Origin of the sequence: Fluoribacter gormanii (genome assembly GCF_900156395.1) — a bacterium.
GTDB classification, from domain to species: Bacteria; Pseudomonadota; Gammaproteobacteria; order Legionellales; family Legionellaceae; genus Legionella; species Legionella gormanii.
Map to the genome: position 1 here is coordinate 230,360 of NZ_FTNL01000002.1, position 16,962 is coordinate 247,321.

Sequence of the window (16,962 nt, forward strand, 5' to 3'; positions counted from 1 at the left end):
ATTCTAGTTTTCTTAGAATTTGCCAGGAGAGTAGTACATGGGGTGGAATGAGCCAGATAAAGGCAAAGATCCCTGGAAGGGTAAAAATCAGCCTCCAGATTTAGATGAAGCTCTTAAACGTGTTCATGACAAATTGAAGAAGATTCTATTCGGAGGAGCTGCTAAAATGAGTAATGAGCCTTCCAAAAAGTCAAATAGCGCTCTAGTGACTTTAATAGTTGTCTCGATTGCCTTTATCCTCTGGGTACTTTCTGGCATTTTTATCGTTGATCCCGCTGAGCAAGCCGTGATTCTTCGTTTTGGCAAATATGTCGAAACTGTGGGCTCAGGACCTCATTGGATACCAAGAATTATTTCTTCCAAAATTATTATGAATGTGGATAGAGTGTTGGATTATTCCTATTCTGGACAAATGCTTACTCGGGATGAAAACTTGGTCTCAGTGTCTTTGGCCGTCCAATATCGTATTGGTGATCTGGAAGATTACTTATTTAATGTAGCCAATCCCGAAGAGAGTTTGCAGCAGGCGACCTCAAGTGCTCTAAGGCAAGTTGTGGGAACAACTACATTAGATCAAATGATTACTGAAGGTCGTGAAGTTTGGGGGAATCAAGTTCAAGATACTTTGGCAAAAACATTGGATTTGTATAAAACGGGTATTTCGATCGTGAATGTATCTCCTCAGCCAGCACGTGCACCTGAGAGCGTCCAAGATGCGTTTGATGACGCGATTAAAGCACAAGAAGACGAGAAACGCTTTAAAGAACAAGCCTATGCTTATGCGGCAAAAGTAGTACCGATCGCTGAAGGGAAGGCAAGCCGTATTCAGCAAGAGGCCGAAGCTTATTCCAAACAGGTTGTATTGAATGCCCAGGGAGAGGTTTCCGAATTCTTGGCCTTGCTTCCTCAATATATCGCGGCTCCCAATATCACGGCGGAACGCATGTATTTGGAGACGATGCAAAAGGTGCTAAGCCAGACCAGTAAGATCATTGTTGATAGCAAATCGGGTAATTTGTTGTATCTGCCCCTAGATAAATTATTTGAAAAGCCCTCCTCTTTTCCAACTGTCTCCGCTAAAAATGGCAAAACGGAGAGAGATGAGAGTGGTGAGACAGAGAATTTAGTCGATGATCGTGAGTTTACTAGACCTGTTTATCGACAAGGGAGAGATTAACAATGAAAACTACTGCTAGAACCCTTGGCATCCTGATCTTCTTAATATTTTTATTTTTATTGACCAGTGTATTTACAATAACAGAAGGACAGCAAGGTATTCTTCTGCGTTTGGGGCGTCTGGTCGATGACAAATTGACTAATAAAGTTAAGGTATTGAACCCTGGTTTGCATTTTAAAATCCCGTTTATCGAAAATGTACGTATTTTTGATACTCGTATTCAAACAATGGACATTAAATCGACTCGTATTGTTACCAAGGAAAAAAAGGATGTAATGGTTGATTATTATGTTAAATGGAAGATTACTGATTTGGCTCAGTATTTTAGGTCAACTGGTGGTAGTGAATTTAAAGCAGAAACATTATTGGAACAACAATTAAATACGTTATTACGCGCTCAGTTTGGTAAACGTACCATCTCTGAAGTAGTATCGGGCGGCCGTGATGATTTGATGGAGTTGTTGCGGAAAGCGGCTCAAAAGCAAGCCGGTGGATTAGGTATGATTGTGGTTGATGTGCGCATTAAAGGAATAGAGTTGCCTGCCAATACCAGCAATGCGATTTATCAGCGCATGCGTGCTGATATGCAAAAAATTGCGAACAGACATCGTGCTGATGGTCAAGCGGCTGCTGAGGAAATAAAAGCTAAAGCAGATGCTAATGTCATGGTCTTATTGGCAAAAACTCGCAGCAATGCACAGAAAACAAGAGCAATTGGACAAGCACAAGCGGCATCAATTTATGCAGATGCATACAATAAAAATAAAGATTTCTTTGCTTTATATCGCAGTTTGCTTGCATATGAAGTGAGTTTTAAAAGTAAAAAAGATATTTTGGTATTGGATCAAAGTAGTGCATTTTTTGATTATTTTAAGGGCGCTACACCAAAAAATGATGGTGTACCTGCTAAAAAGTAACTATAATGTTGAGTTTTGATAACTATTCATCCTATAGCAAAATTTTGGAGAACGTCCAAATTTGAGTCCAGGTTGAATAAAAACATTCTGAAAAAGTACGATGAGTTTGTGAGTTTTTTTCAGAATGTTTTTTATTTGAGATGCCTCTAATTCGGAAGTAGGTCAGGGAGGAGTAGTTACAAATTTTGTTGAAATTGAGTTCAAATGTTCTCAATTTAGAGCGGCGAATAGCATTTTGCAAATTAAGAGTAGATCATGGGTAAAAACGTTGTTGTTTTAGGAACGCAGTGGGGCGATGAAGGCAAAGGTAAAATTGTCGATTTATTAACTCAAGATGCGCAGGTTGTTGTTCGTTATCAGGGCGGTCATAATGCAGGCCATACCTTAAAAATTAATGGGGTTAAAACTGTTCTACGCCTCATTCCATCAGGTATGCTCCGACCCAATGTAATTTGTTACATTGCAAACGGAGTGGTTCTTTCGCCCGATGCACTTTTAAGTGAAATAAAAGAACTAGAACAAAGTGGGGTCGATGTTCGTTCTCGCTTACGCGTTAGCATGGCATGCCCTCTAATTCTCCCATGTCATGTTGCTATGGATAAGGCACGTGAAGCCCATATGGGGAATGCAGCAATTGGTACTACTGGACGCGGAATAGGCCCTGCATATGAAGACAAGGTAGCCCGCCGTGCATTAAAGGTTAGTGATTTATTTCATCCTGAGCGGTTTGAAAAAAAATTATCAGACCTTTTAGATTACTACAATTTTATTTTGACTCAGTATTTCAAACAGCCTGCTGTCGCGATGCAACCAATATTAGATTCTGCTGTACGGTGGGCTGAAGAATTACGTCCTATGGTGTGTGATGTTTCTGCTTGTTTGCATGAACACAGAGAGGAAGGGGATAATATTTTATTTGAAGGTGCCCAAGGGGTCTATCTGGATATCGATCATGGAACTTATCCTTTTGTCACTTCTTCAAACACTTGTGTGGGATCGGTAATTAACGGTGCAGGATTCGGCCCCAAATATATTGACTATGTCTTAGGGATTACCAAAGCTTATACTACGCGTGTTGGAGGCGGTCCTTTCCCGACAGAGCTTTTTGATGATGTGGGCAAACAGATTGCTGAGCGTGGCCAAGAATTTGGGGCAGTTACTGGAAGACCCAGGCGTTGTGGTTGGTTTGATGCGGTGTTGTTAAAACATTCAATTGAGTTGAATAGTATTACAGGATTGTGTATCACTAAGCTGGATGTTCTGGATAAATTAGAGGTATTGCGCATAGCGGTTGCTTATAAAGACGAAGAAGGTAATTTAATTTCTCGCCCACCTCAATCGGCGGCTGATTTTCAGGGTTTAGAGCCAGTTTACGAAGAAATGCCAGGCTGGGAAGAATCTACTGCTGATATAACGAACCTAAATGATTTGCCTGCGAATGCACTGGCATATTTGAAAAGAATAGAAAATCTGCTGAATGTTCCTATTGATATATTATCCACAGGTCCAGAACGTGACTCGACGATAATTTTACGTGGTCCATTTAGAGATTAATTGTGCTTGGTTATACAAAATGCCAGGCTACAATCTTTTCAGGATGTATTAACAACCCATCCACTTCTGAAATACCGCGACTTGCTCGCGGTATTGAGTCACTAATCAGCAACAGATTTCCTCATAAACATCGCATCATTCGGATCTAAATTTTCAATCAAATTTATCATCTACACTTCTTTTTCTAACCAATGGACTGAATTATATATATATCGGATTGCAAACTTTAGAGTGTTCTTTCATAGGATAATTGAAATAGATGCTTCTTGTTTTGATACGATTCGGAGCTCTTAGTATTGGAATCGCCATATGATGGGTCTATATTAAATTGAACATTTAAGGATACCGCGAACAAGTCGCGGTACATAGAAGGAGGGATGAACTGTTAAAAACACCTTGGTTTCAGACTTAAAAATTTAGATATCTAAAACTTATTCTCAAATGTGCGTAGTTTTTGCTCTAAATCCCACTGTAATTGAGCCTTCTCACTTCCTTTTATAAACTGTTGACAGCGATCACTTTCTAAATCTTGGCAATCATGAGTCAATAGAGCTTTATTGGCATCGGACCATATACTCTTTCCAGGTATGAATGCATAGGTTAAAGCATTTCTATTGATTTGTTTTAAAGTTTGATAATCTAGACCATGTTTTAATACAGCTTCCACATACTGCTGGCTTAAATTGGTGCGCAATATACCTTCATCATCGGTAGATAATACAACTGGAACCTGATGTTGAAGATAAAAATTTAAAGGATGATTGTGCCCAGAAATCTTTAATATTTTAGAATTGCTGACGAGATTAATTTCTACTGCCCTATGATTTTTTGCCATGAAGTTTAAGGTATTTTTCACATTATTTTCATGAGCAATATCTACCCCATGTCCAATTCTTTGCGCCTGACCAGTAAAAAGGGCATCATGTATGTGGTAGTCCAAATCTTCCGGAGTGACAATCTCCTGGCTTAGTTCGCCGGCATGCAACGCGATATTGACTTGTGGATATATATGATGCAGGTATTGATACATTTGCATTTGTTTGCGAAAGTCGCGCAAAGAAATAATACCGTCCTCAGGTTGGACCAAATTAACGCCGACAAGTGTGCCTTTACTTTTTATGGATTGTGTTACCGCTTCAAAAGCATTAAGTGTTTGAGCAAAGAGATTATCAAAAGATTGCTCTCTAAGTGAATAATATAAAAATTTCACTTTTATTTGGCAGGCTTTATTTTCTGGATTCGTTTCACAGCCTAACTCTTGACGTGCTTGTTGCAAGATACGATTTGATTCTACCACCGTATAATTGATATTATTTTGAAAATCCTGGTTAGCTAATAAACGCTTTCTTTTTTGCTCTAACGTAGTGGCATCTTTAAGCATATCACCAAAACTGGTCGAATGGGCGTTATCAGGTAAAATCATTAACTCCATGTAGTGTTCATTTTGTTGTGCGGCAGTTTGCAACACCGAGGCAACTAACTCAGGCTGATGATCTGCAACTATGGCATTAAACTTGTAGAATGAGCTGAAAAAATGATCATGTCCTGATTCTTTTCCTGGAACAAAATCTTTCATGGACCAACTTCTTACGGTATTTGCATAAAGCCCAGGGTGATTAAGTAGATCCTTTGTATCAATGCCATTACAGTCAGCGGTGTTTTTGCTCACGGTCCAATTGACTGTATTTAAGCAATAGTTCTCTTTAGATGCCAATTCCAGCATAACTTCAGGGTATGCACCGCCCGCTAAGTGATAATGTAACTCACCACCTTTAGGCATGCTCTTAAAAAATGCATATAAGGTGTGAGGATCATTTTTTATTTGGTCAAAATGGGATTGGACGTTAGTTTGAGCAAAAGAGGAAAAGACTAGACCAGCAAGGAGTGATATTGATTTAATATAGTTCATTGTATTCGAAAATATGTCAATTTTGTGGGATTATCGCACAATTATTATTAAATCCCAACCATTGTATTTAGATTCTATTCATAGCAAAATGATTTTACTGTTCTTAGGGACTGTCGCAGCAGTTCTCGCTACAATTGTGTTTTGCTGATGTCGGGCGCTATAAATTGAGGACAGGGACATGCAGGAAAAGGGTTCAAACAATCATTTAAATGTAAATATCAATATAAAGTCTAATCAATTAGGATGATGAATATGAAACATTTTTTATCAAAGTTTTATACTGTATTAGGTGCTTTTTTTCTGTCGCTAATGACAGCGAATTTTTGTAACGCTGCATCTGATCTGGCTGATTCTACAAATAAAGCTAAAATGACAATCAATGTTGGTATTTATGCTCCATTTTCTGAAAAATCTGCTTTTATTGGTAGAAATATGTTAGGAGCAATGGAAATTGCACGAGATCAATTAAAGTCTACAGAAATTAATTATGAGTTTTATACGCTGGATAAAATGCCAAGTAATGCTAATGCAGAAAAAACTTTGCAAAAATTTATTGATGCACATCATATTAATGTAATTATGACTGAAGGAAGCGAAAGTGGTGCTTTAGTTGCACCCTTAGCGAAAAAAAATAAACTCATCCATTTTTGTCTCACTGATGACTCAATAATTGCCGATGGAAAAAATAATTTTCAGGCACAAAGCCCTAATCACAAACAATCTGCTGCTTTGACTAAATCAACGAAGCCAGAATTTATCGCGCAATTTAAGCAAGAATATCTCAGCCATCCTATCAGTGAAGCAGGTTATGCTTTTGACATATTCCATCTAATCCATAATAGTGCTTTGCTTGCGATGCAAACCCATTCTGACTTTTCCAGTCAAGCAATCGCAACGCATCTGTTGGCTCTTGAGCCAGGAACGGGGGTCATGGGTGCATTTAATTTAGGTAAAAATGGTGTTTCATATAAGAAGCAGACGCTTACTGCCTGATATTAATTGAATGACTACTGATTGGCTGTTTCTAAAATGGCCTGGGTGTTAATCTGAATCATTACCTCTGGGCTTTAGCTTGTCTTGTGAGCATCTGACTTTTTCTTTAGATTTTCAACTTGTGACTGAGAAACAGGGGGGGCTCCGTTCCTTCCTGCTATAAAAGGAAGAGGAGCCTAAGCGGGGCGGTTTCAACCCCTTGACTCCTCTTCTCTAATGAGTGACTAATTATCTATTAGCTAAAGCCATGCCTTCCAAAACCGTTAAAGCGGCATAGAGTTGATAGTCATTATGCATTAACTCATCCATTTGCGCTTTGAAGTTTTTAGCTTTAGTAATTTCCTGGTTATTTTTATTGATTAAGTGCCCGCTTAGATTTGCTTCACTGTATCCAGTAGGATCAGTCTGTTTCGCAGCAGTTTTAGGAATTTCCACCTCATTCACTATGATATCAGGAACAATTCCTTGAGCTTGAATTGAAGTTCCTGATGGAGTGTAATACAGCGCAGTAGTTAACTTAATCCCAGTCTTTTCATCCAGTGGCAATACGGTTTGCACTGAGCCTTTACCAAAGCTTGTTGTGCCAAGAATGACGGCTCGCTTGTTATCTTTTAGTGCGCCAGCTACAATTTCAGCTGCAGATGCAGAACCATTATTGATTAATACAACCATAGGGGCATTATGTAATACATCTACTCCTTTGGCTAAGGCGGTAAAATCTGAGCCAGGCAAACGTCCTTTGGTTGAGACGATTGTTTCTGGTTTGCCTGATTTATCTTTACCAAGGAAGGCATCAGAAACTTGTATTGCTGAATCAAGTAGTCCTCCTGGGTTGTTGCGTAAATCAAGGATTAAGCCTTTTAAATTTCCACCAGATTGTTGTTTTAGCCTATCAATGGCTTGTAACATGTCTTTTCCAGTTAATGCTTGGAATTGTGTTAAACGAATATAACCATAGCCTGGGGCAATTATTTTGCTTTGTACACTTTTAATTTGGATAATTTCTCGTATTAAATCAAAAGTAAGCGCTTTATTAACCCCTTTACGTAATATAGTCAACTGAATAGTGCTTCCAGCTTTACCACGCATCATATTGACTGCATCTTTAAGTGAGAGCCCCTGAACTGATTCTTTTCCCAATTTAATAATGTAGTCTCCAGATTTGATGCCTGCTTTAAAGGCTGGGGTATCAACAAGAGGAGTAACTACTTTAACCACTCCATCCTCCATGGTTACTTCGAGTCCTAAACCACCGAATTCACCACTAGTCGATGTTTGTAAATCTTTGAACTCTTCTTCATCCAGGTAACTGGAGTGAGGATCCAGTCCAGTGAGCATGCCGCGAATGGCATTATCAAAGAGTTCTTTATCATCAACAGGTTTGACATAATATTTTTTAATTTCACCAATGGCATTGGAAAAGCGTTGAACATCTTCTAACGGAACCGCTTTAGTCGTAGAGCTTGGGGTTGTAGACGTATCTGTATTAGCCTCATCATCTGCAAAGCCTGTAAGAGGTAACATAAGAGTAAACGCGTATACTATCGCAAGCGTGCATGGATATAGTTTTCTTATCAACATAGCGATCTCCTCAGATGCAAGGCTACAAAATAAGCCATCTTCTTTTATTATAATTATTGAAATGCAATTAAGGTGCCAGGGTTAAACTATGACAACCAATTAAGTGGTGGAATAGCTTTTCCCTTTAGTCTTATTTCAAAGTATAGACCGTTTTGTTTAATTCCGCCGCTATGACCTACACTTGCAATTTGCTCATTTTGACGTACGTACTGGCCCTTGCTCTTAAACAGAGATTGATTATGAGCGTACAAGGTCATGAACCCTTGTCCGTGATCAATGATAAGAAGTAAACCATATCCTTTAAGCCAGTCACTAAATACTACTTTCCCAGGGTAAACGGCAGTTACTACGGCTCCTTCCTCGGCAAAAAATGTCACTCCTTGGTTCATTTTTCGTAGAGAACGGCTCTGGCTCTGGACCGGAAGCGGCAATTTTTTGCGCATCTGGCTAAAGGGGGTGCTTGCAGGAGTAATGCTTTGCTGTGTTGCTAACGATTTCAGTAACCGTGCTAAATTTTCTTTATTCTTTCGTACCTCACGCAACCTGTTTTGTTTATCTTGAATTTCATGGTTCAGTGATTGAATTAGAGCTGTATGATAAGTTTTATTTTGTTGTAATTGCTGTTGATGTTGCGTAAGTTCTGATTTTAATTGTTTATTGGCAATAAGTTCTGTTCTAAGTTTTTCCTTGCTCTCACTAAGGTTCGCTCGTGTTTTATCAATTTTGTCGATAAGTTGTTGCCGTGATTTAACGATGTATTGGTAATAACTTAAAGTTCGACTCACTTTATTGGGATCATCCTGATTCAGTAGTAATTTAAGCGGTTGATATTCTCCCATTTGATAACGAGCACGGACGTGGTTCGCTAATAATTGTTGTTGGGTAATGAGCTGTTGGTTAAGTTGATTTACTTGTTCTTGTAGGTCAGTAATTTTATTTTCTGTATCCTTGATCTCATTTTGGATGGAGTGTAATTTATGAATCCCTGTACCAATTTGCTTTTCAGTTTCTGACAATTCCTTATTTAAAAGGCCTCGTTTATCGTGAGCTGAATTTAATGTTTTTTGGAGGCTGTTAATTTGTGCATCCAATTGTTTTAATTTATTTTGTGTTTGCACTACCGCAGACGTGGATTCCGCATAGCCTCCGAAACAAAGCAAAAGACTAAAGAGTAATCCGGCAAAATAAGTTGTCCCCTTTTCGACTCTGGATTGTGTTTGATATGTTGCCTCACAAGAATAGTTTTTCCTCAATAGAATATCCGAATCCTTATTTACTTGTTCGGAAAGGAATTTATTGCATTTTAATTTTTGTCTGAGTGTTACTGATCTACCTAAACAATAATTTTTAGCATCTGAGCGACATAAATTAAAAGAAACTGTGTCATTCCATTTATTCATGAGTATTTTTTTCTAACAATTGACGACCGGTCATTTCTGCCGGCGGGGTAATTCCGAGTAAGCCTAGCATAGTTGGCGCGATATCAATCAAGCTACCTTCGCTTTGGGTAAAGTGCCAATTACCTCCAACGTATACTAATGGTACAGGTTCACTAGTATGAGCAGTATGTGCTTGATGAGTTGTTTCGTCAAACATTTCTTCAGCATTGCCATGATCGGCAGTAATGAGTAACGTTCCTCCTTGCCTTGCTAGTGCATGCCAGACTTTACTCATGCATTGATCAAGACATTCGATTGCACGAGTGGTGGCCTTAAAATCTCCACTATGTCCTACCATGTCGGCATTCGCGTAATTGCAAATAATGACATCATAATCTTGGCTGTTAATTGCCTCGACCAAACGTTCTGTTAATTGAGGGGCACTCATTTCAGGTTGTAAGTCATATGTAGCAACTTTGGGAGAGGGAATTAAAATTCGTTCTTCGTTAGTAAAAATATTCTCGTTTCCACCGTTAAAGAAAAAAGTTACATGAGCATATTTTTCCGTTTCTGCGATGCGTAATTGACTTAATCCATGGGCTGAAAGCACTTCTCCTAAGGTATTATTTAAAGGAATAGGTGGAAAAGCTTGGGTTGTTGGTAAGTTTTTATCATATTGAGTCATGCTCACAAAATAAGATAATTGCGGTTGCACTGCTCGGTTAAATTTTTTAAACGCTGGATCAATAAAGGCTGTAGTTAGTTGTCGCGCTCTATCTGCACGAAAATTAAAAAATAAAACGGCATCTCCATCTTCAATTGCCCTCGGCTCTCCTATGAGGGTAGGTGGTATGAATTCATCAGACAGATTTTGTTGATAATAAGACTTTATTGCTGTTTCTGCATCTTGAAAATGATGCTCGCTGTTGCCTTGGGTTAACAAAGTATAAACAGGCTCTACTCGTTCCCAACGGTTGTCTCTGTCCATCGCATAATAGCGTCCGCTAATCGAGCAAACACGGGCTATTGGATTTGTTTTTAATTTTGTATTGAGGCGTTCCAAGCTTTGTAATGCGCTTTGTGGTGGAGTATCTCGTCCATCTAAAAATAAATGCAAATACACCGAAGTAAATTTTTGCTGTGCACATAAGTCAAGCAAGGCGAATAGATGATGCTCATGACTGTGGACTCCCCCTGGAGAAAATAATCCCATGATATGCAATGATTTTCCAGTTTTTTGTAATGTGTTAATGACATCATGGAAGACAGGATTGTGGGCAAATTCTCCATGATTTATGCTCTCATTAATGCGAGTGAAATCTTGTTGTATTACTCTGCCGGCGCCTATATGCATGTGTCCTACTTCTGAATTACCCATTTGTGCATCAGGTAAACCAACAGCAAATCCGGATGCTTGCAAAAGAATATGGGGGCAGTTTTTCCACCATTCATCCCATTGGGGTGTGTTAGCTTGAGCAATAGCATTATGCTTATTATTTTCGTTATACCCCCAGCCATCTAAGATCATGAGCAACAAGGTTGCTTTTTTTTGCATGAAATTCTCCAGAACGCAATCCACATTTTATGGGGGAAATTATACCTTAATTAATAAGTATTTCGTAATGTATTCTCTCGGCTTCTGTCATGTTTCTTGCAGTAAAATCATCCTCGTTGTTACCGAGGCAGATGCACGATTCAGAAATTATTCCCTATAGAGCTCATGGAAAAATTATAGGGTTTATCCCACACTGCATTCAGTAGTGACATTTTTGTATTAAAGAGGTTAGACTATGCACCATTTATTAGATTGGGAAGAGTAGTTTTGGAACAAAAAATTCCTCAGCATGTTGCCATTATTATGGATGGAAACGGTCGTTGGGCTGAAAATCGAGGGTTACCGCGTATCGAAGGGCATAAGGCGGGTGTTGAATCAGTAAAAAAAATGATTCGTTGCTGTATGACCAAAGGTATTCCTTGCCTTAGCTTATTTGCTTTTAGTTCGGAAAATTGGTCTCGACCCGCTGAAGAAGTTAATTTTTTAATGGAATTATTCCTCGAGTCGTTGCGAAAGGAACTCCCCGAATTGAATCAACATGGGATTCGCTTACGATTTACTGGAGACCGTGGTTTGCTCTCACCTGTATTACAAAAACAAATGCAGGATGCAGAGCTTTTGACGGTAAATAATGCGCAATTAATTTTGAATGTGGTTGTTAATTATGGTGGTAAGTGGGATCTGGTGAATGCCGCAAAAAAAATAGCCAAGGCAGTATTAAATGGTGAATTAAACATAGATGATATAAACGAAACCAGTTTTGCTCATTATCTGGATACATCAGGGTTACCTGATCCTGATTTATTTATCCGTACCAGCGGTGAGTTACGAATTAGTAATTTTTTCCTTTGGCAGCTTGCTTATACAGAGCTTTATTTTACTGAAGTACATTGGCCAGATTTTGGTGAACATGAACTTGAATTGGCCTTGAATGCTTTTAATAAAAGAAAAAGAAGATTTGGGCAAATTTCCTAATTAACTCCTGGGCCTTTTACATTGATAGCAATAATGTGAACCGACCCTAATATTAAGGATAACGAAATGTTCTTGCAACGCTTAATTACAACCCTAATTTTAGTACCCTTGGTTTTATGGCTTATTTTTTATGGTAATCAATGGCTTTTAGCAGGTATTATTTTGGTTATTTTTCTTGCTGCAGCAAGAGAATGTTTTCAATTGATTCCTTTAAAAAACTGGCAGTTACAAGCCGGATTTGTTGTGTTGATGCTTTTGTGCTTATGGGCTTGTGGTTATCTTTTTACATATTGGTTATATGCTGGATTAATTATTTGGGCTTTGAATATTGTTGCCATCCTTAGTTTTCCAGGATCGCAGAAATATTGGGGGTACCCTGTCATTGTCGCGATTGTATGTTTGTTACTCTTACCATTATTCGTTCAAAGCCTAATTCATTTATATTATTTTTCTAACGGTAAAGCATTACTTGTTTGTTTGCTGTTTTTAATCTGGGTCTCAGATACGGGAGCTTACCTTAGCGGTAAACTTATGGGAAAACATAAGTTAATTCCTCAAGTTAGCCCTGGAAAGTCCTGGGAAGGGGTTGCTGGTGGCGTTATTCTGTCCATGTTGATTGCTTGGGTTGGCTATGGTTATCTTCATCCAGTTTCCGGGGTTCATTGGTTCATTTTAGCCTTATGTACTATAATTATTGCGATCTTTGGTGATTTATTCATCAGTATATTGAAGCGTCGTTGTCATTTAAAAGATACAGGCGCCATTATTCCTGGTCATGGGGGTATTTTAGACCGTTTGGACAGTTTAATTGCCGCTTTACCTTTATTTTATTTCGGACTAACTTTGTAACTACTCACATGGGTTATTCAAACTCTCCGAGCTTATAAATCGATAAAACAGGATGTTTTTTCGTGGGTGTGTAATAGCAAGAAAGCACTTTTTCTAGGTTTCGGAGAATTCTGGGAGAGTAATTGTCGAGTATTACTTCATTTGGGATAGCACTATGCTTTCAACATTGTTGTATTTTCTTTTGGCCTTAGTATTATTAGTCACTGTCCATGAGTTTGGCCATTTTCAAGTGGCGCGTTGGTGCGGAGTGAAAGTACTGCGCTTTTCTTTTGGTTTCGGCCCCATTTTGGCACGTTGGTGTGATAAAAAAGGAACAGAATATGCCTGGTCATTATTTCCACTTGGTGGCTATGTCAAAATGCTCGATGAGTCCGAAGGAGATGTTGCCGAAAGCGAGCGTCATTTAGCCTTTAATAACCAAGCTCTTTGGAAACGAACCGCAATTGTTCTTGCTGGTCCTTTTTTCAATTTTCTTTTTGCATTTGTCGCTTTATGGTTGGTATTGGTTATTGGCATGCAATCTTTAGCGCCGATGATTGAATCGGTAAAACCTAATAGCATTGCCGCACAAGCTGGATTAAAAGCTAAAGAAGAAATCATTGCAATGAATGATACTAAAATCAACAGTTGGCGCGATTTTCAGTATGCCATCATGCCTCTTGTTGGTTCTCAGGAGACAATTCAATTAACATTAAAGTCTTTGGTTGATGGTCATCAACATCAGGTTTCCTTGCCTTTGACTGAGTGGAAATTGGATAGTAAAAAACCAGATCCTCTCGAGAGTTTGGGTATTGAACCTTTTATTCCTTCAATCCCTCCTATAGTTGGGGAAGTAGTTCCTGATTCTCCAGCAGCAAAAGCTGGATTAGAAAATGGCGATAAAATATTAAGCGTGGATGGGAAAGATTTTAACGATTGGTTATTTTTGGTTGATTATGTTCAGGCACGCCCAGATAAACAATTAATTTTATCTGTCAATAGAAAAGGAAGTATACAAAAAGTAATAGTACAAACCGGAAGCCAGAAAAATAAAGATAAAATTGAAGGATTTTTAGGTGTGAGGTCACAAAAAGTCCAATGGCCATCACATTGGTTACGCTTGGAAAGACAAGCTCCCTTAACCGCTGTAGGCACCGCATTAAAACAAACGGTGCAATTGACTGGTACTACATTCACTTTGATGGGCAGGTTGGTCACTGGCCGATTAGGATTAAATAGTATTAGTGGTCCAGTGGGAATTGCCCAAGGGGCAGGTGATTCTGGACGGAGTGGATTAACATCCTATTTATTTTTTCTTGCTTTGGTCAGCATCAGCTTGGGTGCATTAAATTTATTACCCATACCTATGCTAGATGGCGGGCACTTGCTTTATTATCTACTGGAAGCAATTCGACGTAAGCCGTTATCTGATAGTTTAAAATCTGCAGGGGCCTATCTAGGGTTGTTGCTATTAGCCGCGCTGATGTTTATTGCTTTGACTAACGATTTGTCGAGACTTGCAGGATAGGTGGAACGATTAATCAGATCACAATCGCAAAGTATTGGCAAAGTCAGGGAACAAAAACTTGACAGTAGTTTCTACTTCCTATAAAAAGTGTTTCAATTTTTGGTGTACAGAGTTTGAATATTTATAGTACACGTAGTACTGGGCGTAAAATAATAATGAAAAAAATCAGCAGTAAATTTATATTAGGTGTTTGTTGTTCCTCGCTCATAGCCTGGTCTTCACAAACGATAGCAGCAGATACTTTTGTCGTGCGAAGCATTAAAGTTACCGGTTTGCAACGCGTTTCTACTGGAACAGTACTCAACTATATCCCAGTTCAGGTTGGAGAGGAGATAGGTCCTGAATCAACCGCTGAGATTATTCGAACTCTTTATGATACTGGTTTTTTTCAGTCTGTTTCATTGGAGCGACAAGGCAATACTTTAATTGTCAATGTAACAGAAAGAGCAACCATCGGCTCAATTAGTGTGGTAGGAAATAAAGAAATTCCTAGCGACAAGATGAAAGAGTTCCTTAAAGAAATGGGCTTGACCAAGGGACGCGTATTTCAAACATCAACTTTAGAGCGTTTGGAGAAAGAGTTAAAGCAAGCATATAACGCCAGAGGAAAATATAACGCACGGATAGAAACTCGAGTTAGTCCTTTAACCGATAATAGAGTGGGTATTACCGTTACGATTTCTGAGGGACGTGTCTCACGCATTAAGCAAATCAAAATAATAGGTAATCACGACTTTTCTACAAATGAATTGTTACCCGAGTTTGCTTTATCAAAATCCAGCATCTTTACTTATTTTACTAAAAAAGATCAGTACTCCAAGTCAGGTATGGATGCATCTTTAGAAGCATTGCGTTCCTTTTACATGGATAGAGGTTATTTGAAGTTTAAAATTATATCGTCACAGGTGTTGCTGTCGCCTGATAGAAAAGACGTCTACATCAATGTTCATATTGAAGAGGGACCTCAATATCATTTTTCAGGCTATAAAGTAGTTGGAAAGCCAATATTACCACCAGAAAAAATCAATTCATTAATCCAAGTAAAAAAAGGTGCTGTTTTTTCACGTAAAAAGGTAACGGATTCAATTTCTGCTATTGGGTTGGCTTTAGGCGATGTTGGTTACGGTTTCCCTGCAATAAATGCAGAACCGCAAATCGATGAAGAGAGCAAAACAGTATTCATTAATTTTATTGTGCAGCCAGGACGGCATGTTTATGTTCGACGCATTAAATTTCATGGCAATACCAAAACCAGTGATTATGTACTAAGAAGTGTAATTCGTCAGGATGAGGGGGGATTATTATCTCTTCATAATATTAAAGAATCTGAAAGACAATTGCGCTTATTAGGGTATTTAAAGAATGTTGATGTAAAAACCACTCCAGTACCCGAAGCAAACAACCAAGTTGATCTAGATGTACAAGTAGAGGAGGCACCTTCTGCTGAAGCAAGTGCGTCTATTGGCTATGGTACTAATGGTTATCAGTTAAATGCTTCAGTAAATCAACATAACTTTATGGGTACAGGACGCTCCATGGGGGCTGCATTTACTGCAAGTAAATGGGGACAAGACTACACTGTAAATTACTATAACCCATTTTATACCGATACAGGGATAGGACGTGGTCTAAATCTTTACTATGCTCGTGTCGATCCCAGAAACCTGAATGTCAGTACATACAACTCTAACCGTTTCGGCGGTGATGTGAATTATAGTATCCCTCTTGGTGAAACAAGCAGATGGCAATTGGGCTATGGCTATCAGGATGTAGAAATTAAGAGTGTTGGTAATGTAGTGCCTATTAAGAATTTTGTACAAATGTATGGAACTCATTTCCAGGAAATTCGTTTATCTACAGGATGGAATCGAAACAGCTATGATCAATTTCCATATCCTACAAGAGGGATTAACCAACAGCTTTCTGGCGTAATTGCATTACCTGCGAGTTCGAACTCCTTATCTTACTATAAGGGGTCATATCAAGCGCGTCTGTATCAACCTATAGCACGAGGATGGATTTTCTCCTTGCAAGGGTTTGCAGGCTATGGAAATTCCTTTAACAATAATGGGCTACCATTTTTCGAGAATTATTATGCAGGGGGTACTGCGCAACCCGGCCAGGTGCGTGGATATGACAGTTACTCTTTAGGTCCATTAGATAATTATCGCAATTCTGTGGGAGGTAACTTGTTACTTACCGGAACGGCGGGAATTATTTTGCCTTATCCTTTGAGTCGAGATAATGTACGTACAACGGTCTTTGTTGATGCGGGTAATGTCTTTGGTGTGAATACCTTGCCCGCCCTGACTGGACAATATGAAGGTCCTTTAAGATACTCAGCAGGTCTTTCACTTGAATGGCGCTCTCCTTTTGGACCTCTGGCATTTAGCTTGGCTAAGGCATTGAATCCTCAACAATTCGATCAAACGCAAATCTTCCAGTTTGCTCTATCTTCTGGATTCTAATTTATAATTTTCTATCCTCATTCTCACGATTGAGAGTGAGGGTAAGTAAGTTCCTATCCATTATAAAATTACCGAAAATGATGTTGTACATATCGCAA

At 38.8% G+C, this 16,962-nt stretch carries 12 protein-coding genes; 8 read left to right on the plus strand and 4 right to left on the minus strand.

All coding sequences use genetic code 11. From position 1 onward, the window contains the following. Positions 1-37 precede the first annotated feature (37 nt). The 3 genes from hflK to BW930_RS02465 all read left to right on the plus strand — a co-directional run bounded on the left by hflK (position 38) and on the right by BW930_RS02465 (position 3,648). Positions 38-1,177: an FtsH protease activity modulator HflK gene (gene hflK, locus BW930_RS02455; RefSeq protein WP_058466572.1), complete on the plus strand. Its 1,140-nt coding sequence runs from the start codon at positions 38-40 to the stop codon at positions 1,175-1,177. Positions 1,178-1,179: 2 nt separating this feature from the next. Further along, positions 1,180-2,094: a protease modulator HflC gene (hflC, locus tag BW930_RS02460; protein WP_058466571.1), complete on the plus strand. Its 915-nt coding sequence runs from the start codon at positions 1,180-1,182 to the stop codon at positions 2,092-2,094. 255 nt (positions 2,095-2,349) lie between these two features. After that, a complete protein-coding gene (locus BW930_RS02465) occupies positions 2,350-3,648 on the plus strand; it encodes an adenylosuccinate synthase (protein ID WP_058466570.1) in 1,299 nt (432 codons plus the stop codon). 424 nt (positions 3,649-4,072) lie between these two features. Here BW930_RS02465 and BW930_RS02470 read toward each other — a convergent pair whose 3' ends face one another. Continuing rightward, a complete protein-coding gene (locus BW930_RS02470; protein WP_058466569.1) occupies positions 4,073-5,557 on the minus strand; it encodes an adenosine deaminase family protein in 1,485 nt (494 codons plus the stop codon). A gap of 252 nt (positions 5,558-5,809) precedes the next feature. Here BW930_RS02470 and BW930_RS02475 point away from each other — a divergent pair, with 252 nt between their 5' ends. Beyond that, positions 5,810-6,550, plus strand: a complete 741-nt coding sequence (locus BW930_RS02475) for a type 1 periplasmic-binding domain-containing protein (protein ID WP_058466568.1) — start codon at positions 5,810-5,812, stop codon at positions 6,548-6,550. Between the two features lie 228 nt (positions 6,551-6,778). Here BW930_RS02475 and BW930_RS02480 read toward each other — a convergent pair whose 3' ends face one another. The 3 genes from BW930_RS02480 to gpmI all read right to left on the minus strand — a co-directional run bounded on the left by BW930_RS02480 (position 6,779) and on the right by gpmI (position 11,065). Further along, on the minus strand, positions 6,779-8,131 hold the full coding sequence (locus BW930_RS02480; RefSeq protein ID WP_058466567.1) for a S41 family peptidase: 1,353 nt from the start codon (positions 8,129-8,131) through the stop codon (positions 6,779-6,781). An 86-nt stretch (positions 8,132-8,217) separates the two neighbouring features. After that, positions 8,218-9,531, minus strand: a complete 1,314-nt coding sequence (locus BW930_RS02485) for a murein hydrolase activator EnvC family protein (protein WP_058466566.1) — start codon at positions 9,529-9,531, stop codon at positions 8,218-8,220. Continuing rightward, complete coding sequence (gene gpmI / locus BW930_RS02490; protein WP_058466565.1) at positions 9,524-11,065, minus strand: 2,3-bisphosphoglycerate-independent phosphoglycerate mutase; 1,542 nt, start codon at positions 11,063-11,065, stop codon at positions 9,524-9,526. Before gpmI ends, BW930_RS02485 begins: the two co-directional genes overlap by 8 nt. 267 nt (positions 11,066-11,332) lie before the next feature. On the opposite strand from gpmI, the gene uppS reads away from it, so the two are divergent. The 4 genes from uppS to bamA all read left to right on the plus strand — a co-directional run bounded on the left by uppS (position 11,333) and on the right by bamA (position 16,864). Further along, positions 11,333-12,040, plus strand: a complete 708-nt coding sequence (gene uppS / locus BW930_RS02495; RefSeq protein ID WP_058466564.1) for an undecaprenyl pyrophosphate synthase — start codon at positions 11,333-11,335, stop codon at positions 12,038-12,040. Positions 12,041-12,106: 66 nt separating this feature from the next. Continuing rightward, complete coding sequence (locus BW930_RS02500; protein WP_058466563.1) at positions 12,107-12,889, plus strand: phosphatidate cytidylyltransferase; 783 nt, start codon at positions 12,107-12,109, stop codon at positions 12,887-12,889. A 154-nt stretch (positions 12,890-13,043) separates the two neighbouring features. Further along, positions 13,044-14,396: an RIP metalloprotease RseP gene (gene rseP / locus BW930_RS02505; RefSeq protein WP_058466562.1), complete on the plus strand. Its 1,353-nt coding sequence runs from the start codon at positions 13,044-13,046 to the stop codon at positions 14,394-14,396. A gap of 155 nt (positions 14,397-14,551) precedes the next feature. Next, a complete protein-coding gene (gene bamA / locus BW930_RS02510) occupies positions 14,552-16,864 on the plus strand; it encodes an outer membrane protein assembly factor BamA (RefSeq protein ID WP_058466561.1) in 2,313 nt (770 codons plus the stop codon). The last annotated feature ends 98 nt before the right edge of the window (positions 16,865-16,962 follow it).

Coding starts and splice junctions, on each gene's coding strand:
- hflK (WP_058466572.1), top strand. CDS start 38: ATGGGGTGGAATGAGCCAGATAAAGGCAAAGATCCCTGGAAGGGTAAA.
- hflC (WP_058466571.1), top strand. CDS start 1,180: ATGAAAACTACTGCTAGAACCCTTGGCATCCTGATCTTCTTAATATTT.
- BW930_RS02465 (WP_058466570.1), top strand. CDS start 2,350: ATGGGTAAAAACGTTGTTGTTTTAGGAACGCAGTGGGGCGATGAAGGC.
- BW930_RS02470 (WP_058466569.1), bottom strand. CDS start 5,557: ATGAACTATATTAAATCAATATCACTCCTTGCTGGTCTAGTCTTTTCC.
- BW930_RS02475 (WP_058466568.1), top strand. CDS start 5,810: ATGAAACATTTTTTATCAAAGTTTTATACTGTATTAGGTGCTTTTTTT.
- BW930_RS02480 (WP_058466567.1), bottom strand. CDS start 8,131: ATGTTGATAAGAAAACTATATCCATGCACGCTTGCGATAGTATACGCG.
- BW930_RS02485 (WP_058466566.1), bottom strand. CDS start 9,531: ATGAATAAATGGAATGACACAGTTTCTTTTAATTTATGTCGCTCAGAT.
- gpmI (WP_058466565.1), bottom strand. CDS start 11,065: ATGCAAAAAAAAGCAACCTTGTTGCTCATGATCTTAGATGGCTGGGGG.
- BW930_RS02500 (WP_058466563.1), top strand. CDS start 12,107: ATGTTCTTGCAACGCTTAATTACAACCCTAATTTTAGTACCCTTGGTT.
- rseP (WP_058466562.1), top strand. CDS start 13,044: ATGCTTTCAACATTGTTGTATTTTCTTTTGGCCTTAGTATTATTAGTC.
- bamA (WP_058466561.1), top strand. CDS start 14,552: ATGAAAAAAATCAGCAGTAAATTTATATTAGGTGTTTGTTGTTCCTCG.